General features: G+C 65.9%; 17 protein-coding genes. 8 read left to right on the top strand and 9 right to left on the bottom strand.

The window, feature by feature from the left end:
* Window positions 1–5: 5 nt before the first annotated feature.
* Complete coding sequence (locus tag ET21_RS0119540; RefSeq protein WP_021239045.1) at window positions 6–407, bottom strand: VOC family protein; 402 nt, start codon at window positions 405–407, stop codon at window positions 6–8.
* A gap of 97 nt (window positions 408–504) precedes the next feature.
* On the bottom strand, window positions 505–1,617 hold the full coding sequence (locus ET21_RS0119535; protein WP_021239046.1) for an S-(hydroxymethyl)glutathione dehydrogenase/class III alcohol dehydrogenase: 1,113 nt from the start codon (window positions 1,615–1,617) through the stop codon (window positions 505–507).
* 233 nt (window positions 1,618–1,850) lie between these two features.
* On the opposite strand from ET21_RS0119535, the gene ET21_RS0119530 reads away from it, so the two are divergent.
* A complete protein-coding gene (locus tag ET21_RS0119530; RefSeq protein ID WP_021239047.1) occupies window positions 1,851–2,750 on the top strand; it encodes a LysR family transcriptional regulator in 900 nt (299 codons plus the stop codon).
* A gap of 34 nt (window positions 2,751–2,784) precedes the next feature.
* On the opposite strand, the gene ET21_RS0119525 is transcribed toward ET21_RS0119530, so the two are convergent.
* Window positions 2,785–3,660, bottom strand: coding sequence for an NAD(P)-dependent oxidoreductase (locus tag ET21_RS0119525; protein ID WP_030540976.1), 876 nt, complete (start codon window positions 3,658–3,660; stop codon window positions 2,785–2,787).
* 5 nt (window positions 3,661–3,665) lie between these two features.
* The gene (locus ET21_RS0119520; protein ID WP_030540975.1) at window positions 3,666–4,064 is read right to left on the bottom strand and encodes a carboxymuconolactone decarboxylase family protein; all 399 of its coding nucleotides are present in this window, start codon (window positions 4,062–4,064) and stop codon (window positions 3,666–3,668) included.
* A 203-nt stretch (window positions 4,065–4,267) separates the two neighbouring features.
* Between ET21_RS0119520 and ET21_RS0119515 the strand changes: the two genes are divergently transcribed.
* Together ET21_RS0119515 and ET21_RS0119510 are read left to right on the top strand one after the other, a co-directional pair.
* Window positions 4,268–5,692: an aldehyde dehydrogenase family protein gene (locus ET21_RS0119515; protein ID WP_030540974.1), complete on the top strand. Its 1,425-nt coding sequence runs from the start codon at window positions 4,268–4,270 to the stop codon at window positions 5,690–5,692.
* 89 nt (window positions 5,693–5,781) lie between these two features.
* Window positions 5,782–7,497 (top strand): acyl-CoA dehydrogenase family protein, encoded by a 1,716-nt coding sequence (locus ET21_RS0119510; protein WP_030540973.1) that lies wholly within the window; start codon window positions 5,782–5,784, stop codon window positions 7,495–7,497.
* On the opposite strand, the gene ET21_RS27855 is transcribed toward ET21_RS0119510, so the two are convergent.
* Window positions 7,483–8,454, bottom strand: coding sequence for a helix-turn-helix domain-containing protein (locus tag ET21_RS27855; RefSeq protein ID WP_051768249.1), 972 nt, complete (start codon window positions 8,452–8,454; stop codon window positions 7,483–7,485). The two genes, ET21_RS0119510 and ET21_RS27855, sit on opposite strands and share 15 nt — an antisense overlap.
* 105 nt (window positions 8,455–8,559) lie before the next feature.
* Between ET21_RS27855 and ET21_RS0119500 the strand changes: the two genes are divergently transcribed.
* Window positions 8,560–9,474 carry a LysR family transcriptional regulator gene (locus tag ET21_RS0119500; protein WP_030540971.1) on the top strand — a complete coding sequence of 305 codons (915 nt, stop codon included), beginning with the start codon at window positions 8,560–8,562 and terminating at the stop codon, window positions 9,472–9,474.
* Here ET21_RS0119500 and ET21_RS0119495 read toward each other — a convergent pair.
* Both ET21_RS0119495 and ET21_RS0119490 read right to left on the bottom strand, forming a co-directional pair.
* Complete coding sequence (locus ET21_RS0119495) at window positions 9,471–10,445, bottom strand: LysR family transcriptional regulator (RefSeq protein ID WP_051768248.1); 975 nt, start codon at window positions 10,443–10,445, stop codon at window positions 9,471–9,473. The genes ET21_RS0119500 and ET21_RS0119495 overlap by 4 nt on opposite strands.
* 56 nt (window positions 10,446–10,501) lie before the next feature.
* Window positions 10,502–13,936, bottom strand: a complete 3,435-nt coding sequence (locus ET21_RS0119490; RefSeq protein ID WP_030540969.1) for an indolepyruvate ferredoxin oxidoreductase family protein — start codon at window positions 13,934–13,936, stop codon at window positions 10,502–10,504.
* Between the two features lie 361 nt (window positions 13,937–14,297).
* Between ET21_RS0119490 and ET21_RS0119480 the strand changes: the two genes are divergently transcribed.
* Both ET21_RS0119480 and ET21_RS0119475 read left to right on the top strand, forming a co-directional pair.
* Complete coding sequence (locus tag ET21_RS0119480) at window positions 14,298–16,031, top strand: IlvD/Edd family dehydratase (RefSeq protein WP_030540968.1); 1,734 nt, start codon at window positions 14,298–14,300, stop codon at window positions 16,029–16,031.
* Between the two features lie 19 nt (window positions 16,032–16,050).
* Window positions 16,051–16,791 carry an AraC family transcriptional regulator gene (locus tag ET21_RS0119475; protein WP_030540967.1) on the top strand — a complete coding sequence of 247 codons (741 nt, stop codon included), beginning with the start codon at window positions 16,051–16,053 and terminating at the stop codon, window positions 16,789–16,791.
* 7 nt (window positions 16,792–16,798) lie between these two features.
* Here the strand turns inward: ET21_RS0119475 and ET21_RS0119470 are convergent, their stop codons facing one another.
* Window positions 16,799–17,845 carry an aromatic ring-hydroxylating dioxygenase subunit alpha gene (locus ET21_RS0119470; RefSeq protein ID WP_030540966.1) on the bottom strand — a complete coding sequence of 349 codons (1,047 nt, stop codon included), beginning with the start codon at window positions 17,843–17,845 and terminating at the stop codon, window positions 16,799–16,801.
* Between the two features lie 68 nt (window positions 17,846–17,913).
* On the opposite strand from ET21_RS0119470, the gene ET21_RS26740 reads away from it, so the two are divergent.
* Window positions 17,914–18,393, top strand: a complete 480-nt coding sequence (locus ET21_RS26740) for a MarR family winged helix-turn-helix transcriptional regulator (protein ID WP_021238059.1) — start codon at window positions 17,914–17,916, stop codon at window positions 18,391–18,393.
* 189 nt (window positions 18,394–18,582) lie between these two features.
* Entirely contained in the window at window positions 18,583–19,326 is a 744-nt protein-coding gene (locus ET21_RS0119460; protein ID WP_021238060.1) for an SDR family oxidoreductase, read from the top strand.
* A 24-nt stretch (window positions 19,327–19,350) separates the two neighbouring features.
* Here the strand turns inward: ET21_RS0119460 and ET21_RS0119455 are convergent, their stop codons facing one another.
* The gene (locus tag ET21_RS0119455) at window positions 19,351–20,700 is read right to left on the bottom strand and encodes an NAD(P)H-dependent oxidoreductase (RefSeq protein ID WP_021238061.1); all 1,350 of its coding nucleotides are present in this window, start codon (window positions 20,698–20,700) and stop codon (window positions 19,351–19,353) included.
* Between the last annotated feature and the right edge of the window lie 42 nt (window positions 20,701–20,742).

Below are 20,742 nucleotides of genomic sequence, written 5' to 3'. Positions count from 1 at the left end.
ATCCGTCAGTTGCCATCCGTGAACGTATAGGCGCAGATCTTGTTGCCCGCCGGATCGCGCAGATAGGCCGCATAAGCGCCGGGCAGGTGGCTGCGGGCGCCGGGCGCGCCCTCGTCGGTGCCGCCATTGGCCACTCCCGCGGCATGGAACTTGTCGACGTCAGCCGTCGTGGCGGCCGCGAAGCCGATGGTCACCCCGTTGGATGAGGGCGCTTCCCCATTGCCGGGCCGCGCGATGATGAAGGCAGGCTTGTCGCGGCCGTACAATATCCAGCCATTGCCGAACGGTCCGAGATTCTTGACGCCCAGCGCGCCAAGAGCGGCGTCGTAGAAGGCCGCGGACGCATCGACATCCGCCGCGCCAATGAACACATGGCTGAACACGCCATCACCGGAAATCACCGCCATATCGGTTCTCCTTGTTGGAAATGATGCAATTTTTTAAAATCGATCGAGGAAGGATGGGCGCGCCCGCAGCTTCATCCGCTGACGAGCGCAGCGCCCGTCAGAACACCACCACGGACCGGATGCTTTCCCCTGCATGCATCAGGTCGAAACCCTTGTTGATCTCTTCCAGGCTCAGCACATGGGTGATCATCGGGTCGATCTGGATCTTTCCGTTCATGTACCAGTCGACGATCTTGGGCACGTCGGTGCGGCCCTTCGCGCCGCCAAAGGCCGACCCCTGCCAGACCCGGCCGGTGACGAGCTGGAACGGGCGGGTGGAGATTTCCTTGCCCGCTTCCGCCACGCCGATGACCGTGGAAACGCCCCAGCCGCGATGGCAGGCTTCCAGCGCCTGGCGCATGACTTCGGTATTGCCGGTGCAGTCGAACGTATAGTCCGCGCCGCCATCGGTCAGCGCGACCAGATCGGCGACGACCTCCGCCGTGGACTTGCCCTTGGGATTGTAGAAATGAGTCATGCCGAAGCGCTTGCCCCATTCCGCCTTGCTGTCGTTGAGGTCCACGCCGACGATCATGTCCGCGCCCACCATTCGCGCGCCCTGAATGACGTTGAGGCCGATGCCGCCCAGGCCGAAGACGATGACATTGCTGCCCGGCGTCACCTTCGCGGTCTTGACCACGGCGCCCACGCCCGTGGTCACGCCGCAACCGACATAGCAGCTTTTGTCGAACGGCGCGTCCTCACGGATCTTCGCCACGGCGATTTCCGGCAGCACGGTGAAGTTGGAGAAGGTCGAGCAGCCCATATAGTGGAAGATGGTCTGCCCCTTGTAGCTGAACCGGCTCGTGCCGTCAGGCATAAGCCCCTTGCCCTGGGTCGCGCGGATCGCGGTGCACAGGTTCGTCTTCCCCGAAAGGCAGCTTTTGCACTGGCGGCATTCCGGCGTGTAGAGCGGGATCACATGGTCGCCCGGCTTTACCGACGTGACGCCCGGCCCCACTTCGCGCACGATGCCCGCGCCTTCATGACCCAGGATCGACGGGAAAATCCCCTCGCTGTCGAAACCGTCCAGCGTATAGGCGTCGGTATGGCAGATGCCGGTCGCCATGATTTCGACCAGGACCTCGCCCGCCTTGGGCCCTTCCAGATCGACCTCGACAATTTCCAGCGGCTTTTTGGCTTCAAAGGCGACGGCGGCGCGCGTCTTCATTTGGGCAATTTCCTCGTATTATAATCACTATCATGTTGCACCGGAGCGCAAGACAATCCGTCGCATGCGCCCGCCGCATTCGCGAACGCCTCCAACAGCTTTTGCAGGCAAATCCAGATCGCTCCGAACACCGTGCCTCTCCTCTCATTTTTTCTGCCTTTTTCTATAAGGCCGCCCCGCATCTGTGATAATAGGCTAATTTCGCAAATCATTGTGTCAGCATTGGGATAATCATGTCGAAGTGGGAAGGATTTGACGAATTCATCGCGGTGGCGACCACCGGTTCCTTCACCAAGGGCGCTCAGGCCATCGGCATGTCTCCCACCCATGTCAGCCGGGCGATCCTGGCGCTGGAGCGGCGCGTGCAGGCACAGCTGTTCCATCGCACCACCCGCATCGTCCAGCTGACGGACACGGGCCGCGTCTTTTATGAGCGGTGCCAGCGGATTTCGCAGGAGACCGATGAGGTCATCGCCCAGATCGGCGAGCAGGGCGAGCCGCAGGGCGAATTGCGCCTGACCTGCTCCACATCGATGGGGGAACGGTTCGTCGCCCCCATCATCCGCCGGTTCGCCACGCAGCATCCCAAGCTGAACGTCATGATCGATCTGACCAACCGGGTGGTCGACCTTATATCCGAAGGCTATGACCTGGCGATCAGGACGGGTCAGCCGTCCGATCCCCGGCTGATCGCCAAGCCCGTCGCCGCGCGCACGCTCTACACCTGCGCCGCGCCCGGCTATCTCAGCCGCGCCGGGACGCCCGCCACGGTCGAAGACCTTTCCCATCATGAATGCATCGCCGGGACGAGCGGCACATGGCATTTCAATGTCGCAGGTCAGGAGGTCACGCATCACCCCAAGGGCAGGTTCCGGTGCAACAGCGGCCATGCCGTCATGGAAGCCTGCCTTTCCGGCATGGGGATTTGCCAGTTGCCCGACTTCTACGTCCTTCCCTATCTGGATCAGGGCCTTGTCACCCTGATCCTGCGCGACTGCCAGCCTGAGGATGAGGCGATCTGGGCCGTCTATCCCCAGCGCCGCCACCTGCTGCCCAAGATCCAGCAAGCCGTCGACTGCCTGGAACGGGAACTGGGGGCGGCGATGAGTTCGTCAAGCCGCAATCCTTTCTAAGAAAGGCGAAAGGCCTGCGCGCGCGGGCGCGGCTTCATTCCACCCCGGCCTGCTTTTCCACGTAAAGCTGCATCGCGGAGAAATCAGCGCCCGGCAAGGCATCGCGCGCCGCCGCCCACTGGCCGGACGTCAGCGCCACGAACGGCAGGGTCGCCTGCCGGTCCTCGCTCATGCGCGCAGCGATCCCGGCATCCTTCGCCATCAGGCTCATCGCGAAACCGAAGCTGAACGTGCGGGGGATGACATGGGCCGGGAACAGGCCTTCGGAACTGGCGCTGCGCCCGCTGGAGCGATTGATCACATCCAGCATCGTTTCGGGCGAAAGGCCGAAGCTTTCCGCCAGCACCAGCCCTTCGGCCGTAGCGGCGATAGCGGCGGCGGCGACGAAATTGTTGATCGCCTTCGCCGCATGTCCCGCGCCCGTGCCGCCGACCAGCCGCGCATTGCCCATGGCGTCCAGCACGGGCTTGACCTTGTCGAAGGCGGCAGGGTCCGCCGTGCCCGCCATGATGTTCAACCGGCCATCCCGCGCACCCGCGACGCCGCCGGACACCGGCGCGTCGATCAGGATGACGCCCTTTTCCGCAAGCCGCTGCGCCGTGATGATCGTGTCGGTCGGCGCGGAGCTGCTCATCTCGATCACGATCGCGCCCGGCTTCAACTGCTGCGCCAGGCCCTGATCGCCGAACAGGACAGCCTGAACGATGCCGCCATCGGGCAACATGGTGATGATCACGTCACGGTCGCCGCCAAGCCCTGCCAGCCGGTCGACCACCGTTCCACCGGCCGCGGCGAACTTCGCCCGTCCTGCTTCCGAACTGTCATATCCAGCAACGTCGAAGCCATTCGCGACCAGCCGGAGGGCCATTTCATGGCCCATATTGCCAAGCCCGATAAAAGCGATCCGCATGCCGGTCACGCCGTCTTTGCCGCGTCGGCGGCGTCGAGCTTCTTGAGGGCCTCATCCGCCGATTTGAAGGCGGCGACGGCATAGGGCACGCCGCCATAACCCATGGCCTGGAGCAGAACCTCGCGGATTTCATCGCGGGTCACGCCGTTGGCGATCGCACCGGGGACGTGAAGCTGCAACTCTTCGCTGCGGTTGAGCACCGTCAGCATCGCCACCGTGATCAGGCTGCGATCACGGCGGGACAGTCCCGGACGCGTCCAGATTTCACCGAACAATTGTTCGGCCATCATGACGAAGAATGGCTTTGAGAACTCGCTGGCGTTCTTCATCGCATTGTCCGCGAAGCCCGGCGGGAACATCGCCCGCTGTACTTCAAGAGCCGCATCCAGCCGCGAATCCGCCATTATTCCATTCCTTTCCACAGGCATTGCAGGCGGTTCCGGCATTGCACGGCCCGCCGCCGTCCAGCGCTTTCTTGATCAGGACCGGGCGGGATACAAATCGCGGATCGAGATGGAGATAATCGCTCGTTACGATTCGCTCGAACCCGGATGCGCCGGTAACAGCGTTTGAGAAAAATGGCCCTCAATCATGGGGAGGTGGTCGAATGCGCAGTCAACTTTGGCATTATATAGGCGGCGCACGCACGCCCGGCACCGGCGGACAGGTTCATCAGGTGATCAACCCCGCCACCGAAGCGCCCGTCGCCGAAATCCTCCTCGGCTCGGCGGCGGATGTGGACCAGGCGGTCGCGGCGGCCAGGACCGCCTTTACATCCTTTTCGACGACATCGCTCGCCAGCAGGATCGCCCTGCTTGAGCGGATCATCGAGGAATATCAGAAGCGCGCCGATGCGCTCGCGCTTGTCACGAGCGAGGAGATGGGCGCGCCGATCGGCTTCGCCCGCGCGGCGCAGGTGCCGATTGGCCTGGGGCATTTCATATCCACCCTCGCGGTGCTCAGGGATTTCCGGGAGGAAGAAAAGGGCGACGGATATTCCATCCGCTATGAGCCGATCGGCGTCGTCGGGATGATCACGCCCTGGAACTGGCCGCTCAACCAGATTTGCGCCAAGGTCGCGCCCGCGCTGGCGGCTGGAAACACGATCGTGCTGAAACCGTCCGAGGAAGCCCCCTCTTCCGGCCTTATCCTGGCCGAAATTCTGGAGGCGGCGGGCGCGCCCCCCGGCGTGTTCAACGTGGTGAACGGCACGGGGGCGGTCGTCGGGGCCGCGCTTTCGGAACATCCCGATGTGGACATGATCAGCTTCACCGGCTCCACCCGCGCCGGTATCGCGGTCGCGCAGGCGGCGGCGCGGACGGTCAAGCGCGTCCATCAGGAACTTGGCGGGAAAGCGCCCAATCTGGTGCTGGAGGGCACGGACCTTGCCACCTTCCTTCCCCCGGCGGTCGAAGGCGTGATCGTCAACTCGGGCCAAAGCTGCATCGCGCCGACCCGCCTTCTGGTGCATGAGAGCCAGGTCGAGGAAGCGACGTCACTGGTCAAGGGGATGATGGAAGCCACGGCCGTGGGCGACCCGGCCGAAATGGGCATGCATATCGGCCCGGTGGTGAACCTTGCCCAGTTCGAGAAGATACAGGCGCTGATCCAGTCCGCCATCGACGAGGGCGCAACGCTGGTCGCGGGCGGCACGGGGCGGCCGGAAGGCCATGACACCGGCTATTATGTCCGGCCGACATTGCTGGCGGACGTGACCCCCGGCATGCGGATATTCCGCGAGGAAGTGTTCGGCCCCGTGGCGACGATCACGGCCTATTCCGATATCGACGAAGCGATCAGGCTGGCGAACGACACGGAATATGGGCTGTCCGCCACCGTTACTGGCGAGCCCGCCGCCGCCGCCGGTATTGCCCGCCGGATCAGGGCTGGCATCGTCACCATCAATGGCTGGGCGCCCCCGCAAGGCACGCCCTTTGGCGGATACAAGCAATCAGGCAACGGCCGGGAAGGCGGCCGCCACGGCCTGATCGACTTCATGGAGGTCAAGACGATCGCGGGCGTTCCCGCCTGATCTGAAAGGCTCCAACGCCAACATCGCGACTGAAGGGCGGCCTTCTGCCTTAGGCCCGCCCGTCCCTTATTCTTGCCGGAAACAGCGTCATGTCCTTTGCCACCAACGCCGCCGCCCTCCTCTTCCACATGGAAGCATCGCCGCTCGCGGCGCGCCTCCGCGCGGTCGATCCCGATCTGTTCGATACGGATACGGCAGCGATGGTCCTGCACGAGGCCGCCCGTTTCTTCGAGGATCGATGGGCGGCGCAGGACGGCAGCTTCGATCGGGAAGGATGCCGGGTCAAAGATGGGCGGGTCAGGATCAGCGCTGTCGAACGGCAGGCATGGGCGGACTTTACCGCCGCAGGCTGGCTCACGCTCAATCTTTCGGCCGATCATGGCGGGCAGGGCCTGCCCCTGCTGGTCCAGACCGCCTTTGAGGAATTGTCCAATCGCGCATCGCCCAGCCTCAGCATGCTGGCGGCGCCGACGCGGACGGGCGCATTCCTCCTGTCCACCCATGCGCCCGAAGATGTGCAGAAGGAATGGCTTCCGAAGCTGGCGAGCGGCGAATGGAACACCACCATATGCATGTCGGAACCCGATGCCGGATCGGATGTGGGCCGTGTGCGCACCCGCGCGGCGCTGGACGGCGAGACGTGGCGCGTCACTGGCGAGAAATGCTGGATATCCTTCGGCGATCATGACCTGTCGGAACGGATCGGCCATCTGCTGCTCGCACGGACGGAGGATGCGCCGGGCGTTCGGGGCCTCAGCCTCTTCCTCGTCCCCGATCGTCTGGCCGATGGCAGCCGGAACCAGGTCTTTACCCGGCGGATCGAGGAGAAGCTGGGCCTGCATGGCTCGCCCACCTGCGCGCTGGGGTTCGAGGGCAGCGAAGCGACGTTGATCGGGCAGCGCGGCCGGGGATTGCAGCAGCTTTTCGACATGGTCCTGCGCATGCGCCTTTCGGTCAATCCGCAAGGATGCGGCGTCGGGGCCAAGGTGGTGGACATCGCGATCGCCTATGCCGCCGAACGCAAGCAGGGCGGACCCGCCGACCATCCGCCCGTGCCGATCGCCAGCCATGCCGATGTGCAGCGCCAGCTTCTGTCCATGGCCGGGCGGCTGGAGGCCATTCGCGGTGTCGGACTGGCGGCGGCGGCCAGCCTGGACCTTGCCGAACGGTCGCCGGACGCCGATGAGCGGACGCGCATGCTGGCGCTGGCGCAATGGCTGCTGCCCCTTGCCAAGGACATGGCGGCGCGCACCGGATTCGATCTTGCCAGCGACGCGGTTCAGGTGCTGGGCGGCGCGGGGTATACGCGCGAATGGCCGGTGGAGCAGGCCCTGCGCGACGCGCGCGTCTTTTCCGTGTTCGAAGGCACGACGGGCATGCAGGCGATCGACATCCTTCATCGCCGGTTGTGGCGCGAGCGGGGTGAGGGACTGGACGTCTTCATGGCCCTTGCGGCGGACACATTGACCAAGGCGCGCGAAGAGGATGCGGCGCTTTTTTCGCCAGTGCTGGACCGCCTGAAGCAGACCGCCGCGCAGCTGACCGGCTGGCAGGACGTGCCCGGCGAAGCGGACGCAGGTGCCACTCATTTCCTTGAACTGGCTTCGCTGGCGGCGGCGGGATGGACCGCGCTTTTCCTGCTGACGCAGACTGCGGAAGGCCCGGAGGCGCGGGCCGTGCAGGCGGGCGCGCGCTATTTCCTCACGGAACTGGATGCGCGATCCCGTCAGGCCGCCGCGCTTGCGCTGCTGGGGGCGGAGCGGCTGGCGCTTTTTTCCGATCTGGCGGCGTCAGGGGCGGGCTGAACCGCTTTCCTCGAATCGGCCGCGCAGCACGGCACGGGGCATGTCCGCATAGCGGGGCGCGTCGACGGCCCGCCGGGCTTCGGACGGGCTTTCCCCATAAGCGCTGCGGAAGGCGCGGCTGAAATGCGCCGCATCGTTGAAACCCCAGCGGAACGCGATCTGCGTAACGGAAAGGTCCGACAGCGCCGGGTCGGTCAGGTCCCTGCGGCAGCGCTCCAGACGCTCCTTGCGAATCCAGCTGCATGCCGACCAAGGTGTGGTCGAAAAGATCCTGTGCAGGCGCCGCACGGAGATATTGCATCCCGACGCGATGTTCGCCGGATTGAGATCCGGGTCGGCGAGATGGGCATCGATGAAATGGCGCACCCGCGGGTCCGGGATGGGCTCGACCAGCACGGGCCTCTGGCGCTGGCGGTTGATGAGGCCCCGCGTCAGTTCCACCAGCAATTGGCGCGCGCACCTGCCGCCCTCTCCGTCGAGCCGGTCCATCTGCTGCGCCAGCGACGCCATGAGCGGAGCGGCGAGCGCGGCGAGCGCGTCATCGCTTTCCATCCGGCGCGGCGACGGGAGAGCGGCGGACGGGATGCCATGCATCACTTCGGCGAAGGGAATATAGCCCAGCATCTGGCTCGATCCCGTGCTTGTCTCAAGAGTGAAGTAGCGTTCTGAATCGAGCAATGTCAGGTCCCCGGCGGACAGGTGCACGGTGGATTGGCGGTGGGCGACGGTGCAGCTTCCATCAAGCTGGACCAGCAAGATGATGTGGCGGCAACCGGCGCCGCCTTCCGGCCGCTCAAGCCGCGTTCCATCGCCGCGCAGGTGCATGAGGCTGATGCCGCAGAGATCGGCCGTCCGCTCCTCCGCCCCGGCGCGCTCTCCGGCAGGGGGAACGGGGGCCGGGGGCCGCAGATGATCCCATTGGTCAGACCAGCCGGTCTTGCGCGCTGCCTGCTCCATGTCCTGCGCCTCTCCTGCCAGTTGCGATCTTTGGAAGGAGGATTGCCCCTTGAGCTAAATTGCGCAATAAACGGGTCAGGATTTCCTCTATCTCAAATAGCGATAATGCATTCCACGCGGCTCGACCTTAATTTGCTGAAGCTCCTGCCCGCGCTGCGGGAAACGCGCAGCGTGTCTCAAGCCGCGGCGAAGCTGGGGCTCAGCCAGCCCGGTTTCAGTTCCGCGCTGGCGAGATTGCGCCGTCAGCTCGACGACCAGCTTTTCGTCAGGACGGCGACCGGCATGCAGCCGACGCCGCTTGCCATTCGCCTGATCGAAGGGGTGTCGCATGTCATCTCCACGCTGGAAGGCGACTTGGCGACGGAGGCGGAGTTCAACCCCTCCATGCTCGAAGCGCCATTCCGCATCGCGCTGAGCGATGCCGGGGAGCCGACGATCGTGCCGCCCCTGCTCGACCGCATCGTCGCAGCGGCGCCGCAGAGCGGGCTGATCGTCGATGCGCCTGATCCTCAGGAGCTGACGGCGGTGTTGGAGGCCGGGGAAATTGAGTTGGCCATCGGCTTCTATCCCGAACTGCGCAAGTCCACCTTCAAGCGCCAGAAGCTGTTCGACACGGGTTTCACCTGCGTCGCGGCGGCGGGTCATCCGGCGATGAAGGAGGGCCGCATTTCCACCGACGCCTATTTCCATTACGGCCACATCCGTATCATCCGGGCAGGCCGAAGCGAAGTCGCGCTGACCCGCTTCCTGAAAAAGCGCGGATATTCGCGGCGGACCGTCCTGTCGACGCCGCATTTCCTGGGCCTTCCCTATGCGTTGAACAGCAGCGACCTGCTGGCGACGCTGCCGTCCGTCCTGGCCGATGAGCTTGGCGAGCGCTATGGCCTGCAAACCGCGCCGCTGCCCCTGGACGTGCCCGGCTTTGCCGTCAGCCAATATTGGCATGTGCGCTATGACCGGCACCCGCGAAACCGCTGGATACGCAGGCAACTGGCCGAATTATTCCTTGGCAGAGGCTAGGACCGATCGTCTTCCGTCACCCCGGCCTCGCCCGATGCCGCCGCGAAATATTCGATGCGTTCGAGCCATTTCGATCGTTCGGACGACAAGGCGGCGATGTTGCGCCTGAGCCAGCGGCTGCGCGGCTGTCCGTCGAAACGGCTGTGCCAATATTGGTGGACGGTGAAGACGGGCGGGTTGAAGGGCGGCTTCACGATGCGGACGCGGTTGCTTTTCGCCAGCAGCAGCGCCAGCGACAAGGGCACCGTCGCTATGAAATCCGTAAGTTCGACGATGAAGGGCAGGCTCAGCAAGTGGGGCGTGCGCAGGACCACGCGGCGCTGCCGCCCGTGCGTCCGCAGCGCTTTTTCGAACAGGGGCATGCTGCGCGAATGGGATGCGACGGCGACATGGCCGTAGGAGGTGAATTCGTCCCAGGTCAATTCCTCTGACCTTACCTGATGGTCGGCCGCGACGAGGCAGACGAAGGTCTGCTCATACAGGGTTTGCCGGTGAAAACTGTCCTGTTCAAGTTCCGGGTAGAAGCCGACCGCCACCTCGACGCTTCCATCCCCCATGCGGGCGGGCAGCTCCTCCGGCTCCAGCGTGACGGAGCGGACATTGGCGCCAGCATGTTCACGCCGCATCCTTTGTATCAGCGGCGGGAGGATGGTCGGCTCGGCCGCATCGCCCATCGAAATGACGAATTCCTGCTCCAGCATTTCAGGCGCGAGGGTCGCCGTCTCTTCCAGATCACGCTCGATCTGCGCCACCATGTGGGAGGCGGTGCTGATCAGGCGCTGGGCAAGGTCGGTCGGCTGCATGCCGCTGTTGGTCTGGACGAAAAGCGGATCGCCCAATTGCCCGCGCAGCCGGGAAAGCGCTGAACTGAGGCCCGACTGGCTCATGCCCAGAAGATGCGCGGCGCGCGTGACGCTGGACGTCTGGGCCAGCACCGGCAGGATTCGAAGCAGGTTGAGGTCCAGGTTCACTCCACCTCAACTATCCCCGGCAGACCGGCAACTCAACGCTCTTTTGCCCGCGCTGCTCACGCCGCCACGGGAAGGCCGGGGGCGGCGAAGCGGGACAGGTGAGCGGCCATGTCCGCGCGGTAGCGGGCGAGGGCCTGCTCCTTCACATGGCCATAGCCGCGAACCTCCATCGGCAACCGGGCGATCGCCAGCGCCGCGTCGCTGTTCGCGGCCGTCAAGCCGGACGCGAGAGTTTCGACTATGTGCAGAAACTCCGTGGCGAGCGCCCTTTCCTCCCGCCGTTCATGGGTGAAGCCGAAAATGTCGAAAGCGGTGCCGCGCAGGAAGCGCATGCGGGCGAGCAGCCGGAACAGCGGCATCGTCCCCTTCCCGAAGCGCCGCTTGCGCAAATGGCCGGTCAGAGGATCGCGCTTCGCAATCAACGGCGGGGCGAGGTGGAACTGAAGCCGCACATCGCCGTCAAACTGTTCCGCAAGCGCTTTGGCGAAAGCGCCGTCCGTGTAGAGCCGCGCGACTTCATATTCATCCTTATAGGCCATGAGCTTGTAGAGCGAGCGCGCCGCCGCCTCCGTCAGCGCGGTGCCGCCGTTCAGCGCGGCTTCGGCGCGGCGGATGCGGTCGATGGCGGCGCCGTAGCGCGCGGCATAGGAGGCGTTCTGATATTGGGTGAGGTCGGCGATATGCCGCGCGATCAGGGCCTCCGCCGTTTCCTCCTGCGCCTCCCCAAGGCCGGCGCTGCGCAGCACAGGGGCGGGATCGATGGCGAGCAGACGTCCCCACAGCAGCGCGGCGCGGTTCATGCCGACGCCCACGCCGTTCAGCCTGATCGCCGCGTCGAACGCATCGCCATCCATGTCGAGCCAGCCGCGCTGCCATGCATAGCCCAGCATCATGAGGTTGGCGCCGATCGCGTCGCCAAGGAGCCGCTCGGCCAGCCGGGTGAAGGGATGCGCGGCGAAATTGTCCTGCCCCGCCCGCGCCATCAGGCGGCGGTGCAGCAGGGTGGCATCGACTATGGCGCTGCGGTCGGAGGTGAAATCGCCGGTCACCGCCGTATCGGCATTGGCGACGACGAAGGTGCGGCCCGGATCGATCGCCGCCATCACATCCCTGGCGTTGCCCACGATCTGGTCGCAGGCGATGATCAGCCCCGCCTGACGCGGCGGAATCCGCAGGGCCGCGATGTTTCCGCTGCCGAAATTGATGTGGCTGGTCACCGCCCCGCCCTTTTGCGACAGGCCGACCTGATCCAGCACGCCCGCGTTCAGCCCGCGCATGTGCGCCGCCATGACGAGCAACGCGCCGATCGTCACCACGCCGGTCCCGCCGATGCCGCCGGCCAGAATGCGCTGCACCGGATCGGCGGTCAGCGGGACGGGCGCGGGCGGCGCGGGAAGATCGGCCGGATCGGCTCCGCCCGCCTTGCGCGGGGCGCCGCCTTCGACCGTCACGAAACTGGGGCAGAAGCCGTTGAGGCAGCTCATATCCTTGTTGCAACTGGACTGGTTGATGCGCCGCTTGACCCCGTCCGGCGTCGGCAGGGGCTCGACCGACAGGCAGTTCGACTTGACCGAACAGTCCCCGCACCCTTCGCACACCCTGGCATTGATGAAGACGCGCTGCGGCGGTTCGGCCAGTTTGCCGCGCTTGCGCAGGCGGCGCTTTTCGGTCGCGCACATCTGTTCGTAGAGGATGACCGTCACGCCGGTGCGGTCGCGCAGTTCGACCTGCAATGCTTCGATATCGTCGCGATGGACGACCTTCTCCACGCGCGCGCGGGCCGGGTGCCCCTTGGGATAGCGGCCGGGATCGTCGGTCGCGAGCACGATCCCGGCGACGCCTTCCGCCGCCACCTGCTCGATCATCTGCTCGACGGACAGTTCACCGTCCACCGGCTGGCCGCCGGTCATCGCCACGGCGCTGTTGTAGAGCAGCTTGTAGGTCAGGTTGACGCCCGCCGCGACAGCCTGCCGGATGGCGAGGATGCCCGAATGGAAATAGGTGCCGTCGCCCATATTGGCGAAGACGTGCGGTTCATCAGTGAACGGCGCGAGGCCGACCCAATGCACGCCTTCTCCCCCCATCTGGCAGAAGCCCGAATGGTTGGGACGCAGCATGGATGCCATGCCGTGGCAGCCGATGCCGGAAAGCGCGCGGCTTCCCTGCGGGAGCACGGTCGAGCGGTTATGCGGACAGCCCGAACAGAAGAAGGGACGGCGCAGCGCGACCGGGGCGGCGAAGCTCGCCTGATCCGCCAGCAGCGCCCCGGCCTCCTGCGATCCGGCTGGCAGGGGCAACAGCTTCGCCAGCAAGGCCGCTATGGATTCCGGCGTCAGTTCGCCGGTCGCGGGGAATAGCGGATTGCCATCGGCATCGCACTTGCCCAGGATGTGCGGCGCGCCGTCCTGGCCATAGAGCTGCGCCTTGGCCTGCGCTTCGATCAGGCCGGATTTCTCCTCGACAAAGATCAGGCGGTCGAGCCCAAGCGCGAAGTCCCGCAGGCTGGCGGGCTCCAGCGGCCAGATGAGGGCGGGCTTGTACAGGGCGATGCCCAGCGCCGGAAGCTGGCCTTCCTCAATCCCCAGCAGGTGCAGCGCGTCGATCAGGTCCAGCCATGGCTTGCCCGCCGCGACGATGCCGATGCGGCTGGCCGGAGTGCGATGCAGCGCGCGGTCGAGGCCGTTCGCCCGCACATAGTCCAGCACGGCGGGCAGGCGATGGTTATGGTGCCGCGCCTCCTGCTCGGCTGGGGTGTCGGGCCAGCGGAAATGCAGGCCGCCGGGCACATCGGGCTGCGGGGGCAGGATCGGGTCGCGGGCAAGCTCGTCCGTGGCGACGACGCGCGATGCGTCGGCGACGTCCGTCACGATCTTGAGCGCGGCCCAGGCCCCGCTATGGCGCGACAGGGCGAAGCCGTGCAGGCCGAATTCCACCACTTCCCGCGCATCGGCGGGGTAGAATAGCGGCACGGCGAGGCTGGCCACGGTTTCGTCCGAGGACACGACCAGCGTCGATGATTTGGCGGTATGATCGTCGCCCACCGCCAGCAGGACGCCGCCCGCAGGGGAGCTTCCCTGAAGATTGCCGTGGCGGATGGCGTCGGCCGCGCGGTCGAGGCCCGGCCCCTTGCCGTACCAGAGCGCGAACACGCCATCGACCCTGGCGCGGCCGGTCATCAGCATATGCTGGGTGCCCGCGACGGCGGTGGCGGCCAGTTCCTCGTTGACGGCGGGCATGACCTTGATGCCCCTTGGCTCCGTCAGCGATCGCGCGCTGGCGAAGGTCGTGTCGACCGTTCCCAGCGGCGAACCGCGATAGCCCGACACGAACCCGCCCGTGTTCCGGCCTGCGGCGGCATCGCGGTCGGCCTGGACCAGCATCAGCCTGACCAGCGCCTGCACCCCGCTGATGAGCACGCGGCCTTCGCGCCGGACATAGCGGTCCGTGAGCGACACGGCGGCGGCATCGGGAGTTTTTTCTTCCAGGGCCATCTGCAATCCTCAAAACTTTTCCCAAGGAACTGCACCATCCAGCGCGAAGAGTATTGCATGATTGGAGCGTGATGAATGCGCATTTCGGCATAAAGGGGCAGAAGGGGACCGGCGGCTGGCGATCGGTCAGCCATCTGCCCGGAAGCGCGGAATTGGGCGGCTTTTGCGGCCCGGACCGCTGTGCAGGCGGGGCGTGACCAGCCGCGCCGTCGCTGTCAGGCAAGCGCGGCGGAACTGCGGGACAAGACGATCCGGCGGGATGGCGTAGGAGGATATGCCTGTCCGAAGCCGTCCCTCTGGCGCCATGCCGTGCGCCGCCGCATGGATCGGCCGGACCGCATTTCAGAATAGGAATTTGTTCATGTCCGACGCGCCGAAATCCCCCCGCCGTTCCACCGCCTGGTTCGGCGGCAGCGATCGCGCGGCGTTCCTTCACCGAAGCTGGATGAAGGGCCAGGGGCATCCCGACGATATGTTCGACGGCCGCCCCATCATCGGCATCTGCAACACCTGGTCCGACCTGACGCCGTGCAACGCCCATTTCCGGGCGCTCGCCGAACGGATCAAGCGCGGCGTGTATGAAGCGGGCGGATTTCCGGTGGAATTCCCCGTGTCGTCGCTGGGCGAACCGACGATGCGCCCGACCACCATGCTGTTCCGCAACCTCGTGTCGATGGATGTCGAGGAAGCGATCCGCGCCCATCCCATCGACGGCGTCGTGCTGATGGTGGGATGCGACAAGACCACTCCGGCCCTGATGATGGGCGCGGCAAGTTGCGACTTGCCGACGCTCGTCCTGTCGGGCGGGCCGATGCTGAACGGCAAGTTCCGGGGGCATGACATCGGGTCGGGAACCGATGTCTTCCGCTTCATGGACGCCTTGAAGACGGGCGACATGCTGCTGGCCGAAGTGTCCGAAGCGGAATCGGGCATGACCCGGTCGATCGGCCATTGCATGACGATGGGAACGGCATCGTCCATGGCATCCATGGTGGAAGCGATCGGCATGGGCCTGCCCGACAATGCGACGATCCCCGCCGCCGACACGCGCCGCTGGCGGCTGGCGCAACTGGTGGGCCGCCGGATCGTGGGCATGGTGGAGGAGGATCTGACCTTCTCGAAAGTGGTCGACCGCCGCTCGATCGAAAACGCCATCCGCGTCAATGCGGCGCTTGGCGGATCGACCAACGCCGTGCTTCACCTGCTCGCGCTGGCCGGGCGGCTGGAGATCGACCTGACGCTGGACGATTGGGACCGGCTAGGCCGCGACGTGCCGACCATCGTCAACCTGAAACCGTCGGGCGACTATCTGATGGAGGATTTCTACTATGCGGGCGGCATTCCCGGCGTGATCCGGCGGCTGGGCGAGGCGGGCCTGCTGCACCGCGACGCCGCGACCGTGAACGGCCGCACGATCTGGGAGAATAACAGCGAAGCGCCCATCTATAATGAGGACGTGATCCGGCCCTTCGAACGGTCGCTGATGGCGAGCGGGGGCGTCGTCGTGCTGCGCGGCAATATCGCGGAAAATGGCGCGATCATGAAGCCGTCCGCCGCCACGCCGCGCCTGTCGCAGCATCGCGGCCGCGCCATCGTCTTCGATTCGATCGAGGAATATCGCGCCCGCATCGACGATCCCGAACTGGACATCGATGCGGACAGCATCATGGTCCTGCGCAATTGCGGGCCGACCGGCTATCCGGGCATGCCGGAGGTTGGCAATATGGGCCTGCCCGCCAAGCTCCTGCGGCAGGGCGTCAAGGACATGGTCCGCATTTCCGACGCGCGGATGAGCGGCACCGCCTATGGCACGGTGATCCTGCACTGCGCCCCGGAAGCGGCGGTCGGCGGCGGGCTGGCGCTGGTGCAGGAGGGCGACATCATAGAGGTGGACGTCGCCAGCCGGCGGCTGCATCTGGACGTTGCGCCGGACGTGCTGGAGCAGCGCCGCGCCGCCTGGACGCCGCCCGCCCCCGGCATGACGAGCGGCTATCAATATATGCACGCAAGCCATGTCCTACAGGCCGATCGCGGAGCCGATCTCGACTTCCTGGTCGGCCGCCGGGGCGCCGCCGTGCCGCGCGAATCGACCTGACCAGGGCAGCGGGCCGCGCATGACGATGCTGGGAACCGCCGATCTCGACCTTCTGGAAAGGCTGTTGAGCCCGCTGGGCGAGATTCCCTTTTTCGTGAAGGACGCGGATTTGCGGTTCGTGGCGGCGAACCCGGCCATGGCGTCGCTGATCGGGGTACGCCACCCATCCGAACTGATCGGCCATACGTCCCGCGATTTTTTCACGGCGCATGTCGCGGAGATGTACGAGGCCGTCGACCGCCATATCCTGCAATCGGGCGATACGGTCAGGGACCGGCTGGAATTGACCGGCCCCCGGTCCGACACATGGCTGCTTTACACGCGCACGCCGGTCTTCGCGGGCGACGGCGCAGTGACCGGCGTCGCGGCGGTGGCGCGCGCCTTACCGGCCGGGCATGCGCGCGGCGCGATCTATTCCCGCCTTGCCGACGCGCTGAACTGGTTGCGGGACCATATCGCAGAGCCGCTCGACGTCCCTGCCCTGGCGAAACGGGCGGGCATATCCGTTTCGCAGCTTGAGCGGAACGCCGCGAGCGTGCTGGGCATTTCGCTGCGCACCGCGCAGCACCGGCTGCGCATCGACCATGCCATCGGCCTGCTCGCCACCGGCATGCCGATCGCCCATATAGCGCAGGCGTGCGGATTTTCCGACCAAAGCGCCTTCACCCGCCGGTTCCGAACGGCAACGGGCCTTACGCCGCAGCGCTGGCGGCAGCGGCCGCCAGCAAGCCATCATGCGGCGCGGGAAGAGGCCCCCTGAATTCCGGTCAAGCGGCAGCAGCCGCCCCGGCTGCCTCCTCCTCCCGGATCAGGCTGTCCATGATCCGGCGGAACATGGCGGGAGCCTTGTCGGAGGGAATGAAGGCCTTCGCCATGGATGCGTCCGTGCGGTCCCAGAGCAGTTGCTGCGCCTCTATGATGGCGCGGTCTTCCTTGAACGCGGACATGACGAGGCTGAAAATGCCTTCCACCAGATGTCCAGGCAGGTTGGTGGCGTCGAAGCCGGTGGCGAAGAAATAGCGCGTCTCGCGATCGTTGATGGGGGTCACGGCCTGCTGTTCGACCCGGTAGGTCATGGGCTTGTCACCGGGTTCGCCAAAGCCGCACCGTTCCGCCATGCCATGCGGATAGGATTTATTTTCCATGATGAACACGCCGGGCGCGAGATAGTCATAGGTGGACCAGGTATCGACGAGGTTCGGATTGGTCTGGCTCTGGCGGCGGCCGGTCAGCCAGCGTTCGATCCGCACGCCCCGGTCGAGCGGCTTGACCCTGGGCACCTCGTCCGACCAGCCATAATCGGTCGCCGCGCCCAGCGTCTTTTCATGCACGAAATCGACATGCGACAGGTCGAGCAGATTGTCGTTGATGAGCATGTAGTTGGCCGCATAATCGATCTGGTCGGCCCGCATCGTCCAGCGGGGATCATTCAGGCCGAACGCGCTGGGGATGAGCGCGGGATCGGCCCTGGCGGGGTCGCCCATCCAGACCCAGAGCCAGCTATCGCGTTCCTCCACGGGAAAGGTCCGCACATTCGCGCCGGGGACGATCCGGTCCGCGCCGGGAATATGCTGGCAGCGGCCGTCGGGTCCGAACACCAGCCCGTGATAGCCGCACCGCAGGGCATCGCCTTCGACACGGCCAAGCGACAGCGGCACCCAGCGGTGAGGGCAACGATCGGCGACGGCATGCAGCGCGCCTTCCTGCGTACGGTAAAGCGCGACCGGCTCACCGATGATGGTGCGGCCGATCACGTTTCCGGCCGCAAGCTCATGGGACCAGGCGCCCACATACCAGCAATTTTTGAGGAACATGCCGACTCTCCATTCCGGCGAAACTAGTATGGTTGCCATACCATATCCGCAACCGCTAGGGAAGCGCCATGCGCAAAACATCGGCAGTCGATCTCAAACGCAGCTTCGGGGGGATGGAGGATCGCGCCGGGGTCCGCTTCGGACTGGCGGGGTCCGCCTTTCTCGACAGCTATGCCAGCCTTCTCGCCCCCATCGGGCTGACGCCGTCGCGGGTGCTGGCGCTGGGCTTCATCCGCGCCAATCCCGGATGCGAGCAGGGCGCGCTGGGTCGCGCGCTCGGCATAAGGAAAGCGGCGGCGATGGGTTCGGCGGAGCGGCTGGAGGCGGACGGCTTCGTCGAGCGGCGCGACGCCGCCGACCGGCGGGTGCGCGCGCTCTATCTCACGCCGAAGGGCGAAAGCGCCTGCGCCGAAGCGGAAGCGATGGCGACAGAGCTGGAAAAGGCCGCCTTTGGATGGATGGATCAGGACGAATGCGAGGCTTTGCTGGACAGGATCGATGAGATTGCCCGGCGCTGCGTGGAATGGCGCGATCGCCAGCGCGGCTGACGCAGGATGCCGCCTGCTGGCGCGCGCAGACAATAAAGATGGAGGCGGCGGCGCAAGTCCGCTCCGCCCGAGCGCGCTAGATCTGTCCCGATCAGGCCCGATCCCGTTGCCGCACGCAGGAGCCATGTTGCGCTTCATTCAACGGGCGACGAATTTCGGGCCGGACAAGGAATTGGAAAGGGCAGGATCATGGAAAGCAAACGCCGCACGGCGGTCGTCACCGGGGCTGGACGAGGGATTGGCCTGGCCGTGGCGCAGCGGCTGCTGGAGGAAGGCTGGAACGTCGCGCTGGCGGCGCGCAGGATCGATGCGGAAACCGCTGGCCATACCGGCGGCAATGTCCTGCCGGTCGTTTGCGACGTCACCAGCGCGCAGGATGTTGACCGGCTGTTCGCGGAGGTGACGGGGCGCTGGGGGCGCGTCGACCTGCTGTTCAACAATGCGGGCATCGGCACGCCGCTCGCCCCGCCCGACGAGATTCCGGTGGACAATTGGGAACAGGTGATCGCCACCAACCTGATGGGCGCGATCCTTTGCGCACGGGCGGCCTTTGGCGTCATGCGCAGGCAGGACCCGGCCGGCGGGCGGATCATCAACAATGGATCGGTCGCCGCCAGCGTGCCGCGCCCCGGCTCCGGCCCCTATACGGTCAGCAAGCATGGCATCACCGGGCTGACCAAGTCGCTGGCACTGGACGGACGGCCCTTCGGCATCGCCTGCGGGCAGATCGACATCGGCAATGTCCGCACCGACATGACGGCGGCGGTGGCCGTGGGGCTGCCGCAGGCCGATGGCTCCCTGCGCCCGGAACCGATGTTCGACCTGCCGCATGTGGTCGATGCGGTATCCTATATGGCCAACCTGCCCTTGTCGGTGAACGTCCCCTTCGTCACCGTCATGGCGACCAACATGCCGCTGATGGGCCGGGGTTGAAGGGGACGTTGCGGCGGCGGACGATCAGGCGCTGGCGAACAGGCGCTCCATCTCGCGCCTGAAGCCGTAGGCGGTCACGCTTTCGTCCGCGACGACATCGCTCCAGCGCAGCGGCTGATCGCGCGGCACGTCGCGGACGAGCTTGATCCCCTGCGCCAGCGCCAGCGGCAGGTGCCCGCCCGCAAGCGACGCGGCTGCGGGCATCAGCTTGCCGAAGACGGTATAGCCGCCTTCGCCGTCCAGCATCTCGCCCGCCACAAGATCGCGCTTGGGCGTGGCGACGACATCGGCGTTGAAGCCGCGCGGCGCGCCGGTCGTTTCGCCGCGCAGCGCGATGGACGCGACCGAAACGCCCACTTCGATCCCGACCAGATGCCAGCGGCGGTACATCGACATATAGCGGCCGGACGGATCGGTGACGATGCGATATTCCCGCATGGACCGCTGCGCATAGTCGCTTTCCGCTTCGACGCAGACCCAGACGCCGGGACGGATATTATAGGGGATTTCGGTTCCATCGGCCCTGATGCTGGAGATGGTTTCGACCAGCCCCTTGGCCTCCAGCACGCCGCCTTCCGCGCGGGGGCGCATCAGCGTCGCGATATCGTCGATGCCGCCGGGGGGATAGGCGAGGCCGTCGACCGGCGCCTGAAGGCCGGTCGCATTGGCCAGCGCCGCGCATTCGATCGACGGCTTCGACCCGTCCAGAAAGGCGTTGAACATCTTGGGGTTGAGGCCCCCGGCCGCCGCGCTTTCCCGGTTCACGCCCAGCCCCCAATGATCCCACACGGTATCGGGGGTCGAAGACCGGTAGTCCGGGTGCCATTTATGCCCGCGCCCGGCGGCGATGACGGTCAGGCCGCAGGTGCGCGCCCAATCGACCAGTTCACAGGCCATCGCTGGCTGATCGCCATAGGCAAGGCTGTACAACACCCCCGCTTCGGCCGCGCGGCGGGCGAGCAGAGGGCCGCACAGCGCATCCGCCTCTACCGTCACATTGACGACCGGCTTGCCCGCCGCGAAGCTTGCAAGGCAATGATCCACCGCGACGATCGGATGGCCGGTGCATTCGATCACCAGTTCCACGCCGTCATGCGCGATCATCGCAAGAGCGTCATCGCCCACGAAGGTGCCGCCCGATCGCACGGCGTCTTCGATGGAGGAGGCGGCGGTCCGCTCCAGCGGCCAGCCAAGCGAGACGAGATGCTCCCGCGTGACGCCCGGCCGCAGATCGATGACGGCGGTGACATGGATGCCCGGCGTGCTGACGGCCTGCGCCAGGAACATCGACCCGAACTTGCCAGCGCCGATCAGCCCGACGCGGATCGGACGGCCCTGTTCGGCGCGTTCGAGCAGCTTGGCGTGAAGGTTCATCGTTAATCTCCAGAAGATTGTTTCGACAACCTCGCTATTCTC

It is taken from the genome of Sphingobium sp. DC-2, assembly GCF_000722555.1.
Lineage (GTDB): Bacteria > Pseudomonadota > Alphaproteobacteria > Sphingomonadales > Sphingomonadaceae > Sphingobium > Sphingobium quisquiliarum.
Note: the sequence above shows the minus strand (reverse complement) of the source record. Positions and strands in the feature narration are given on the sequence as shown.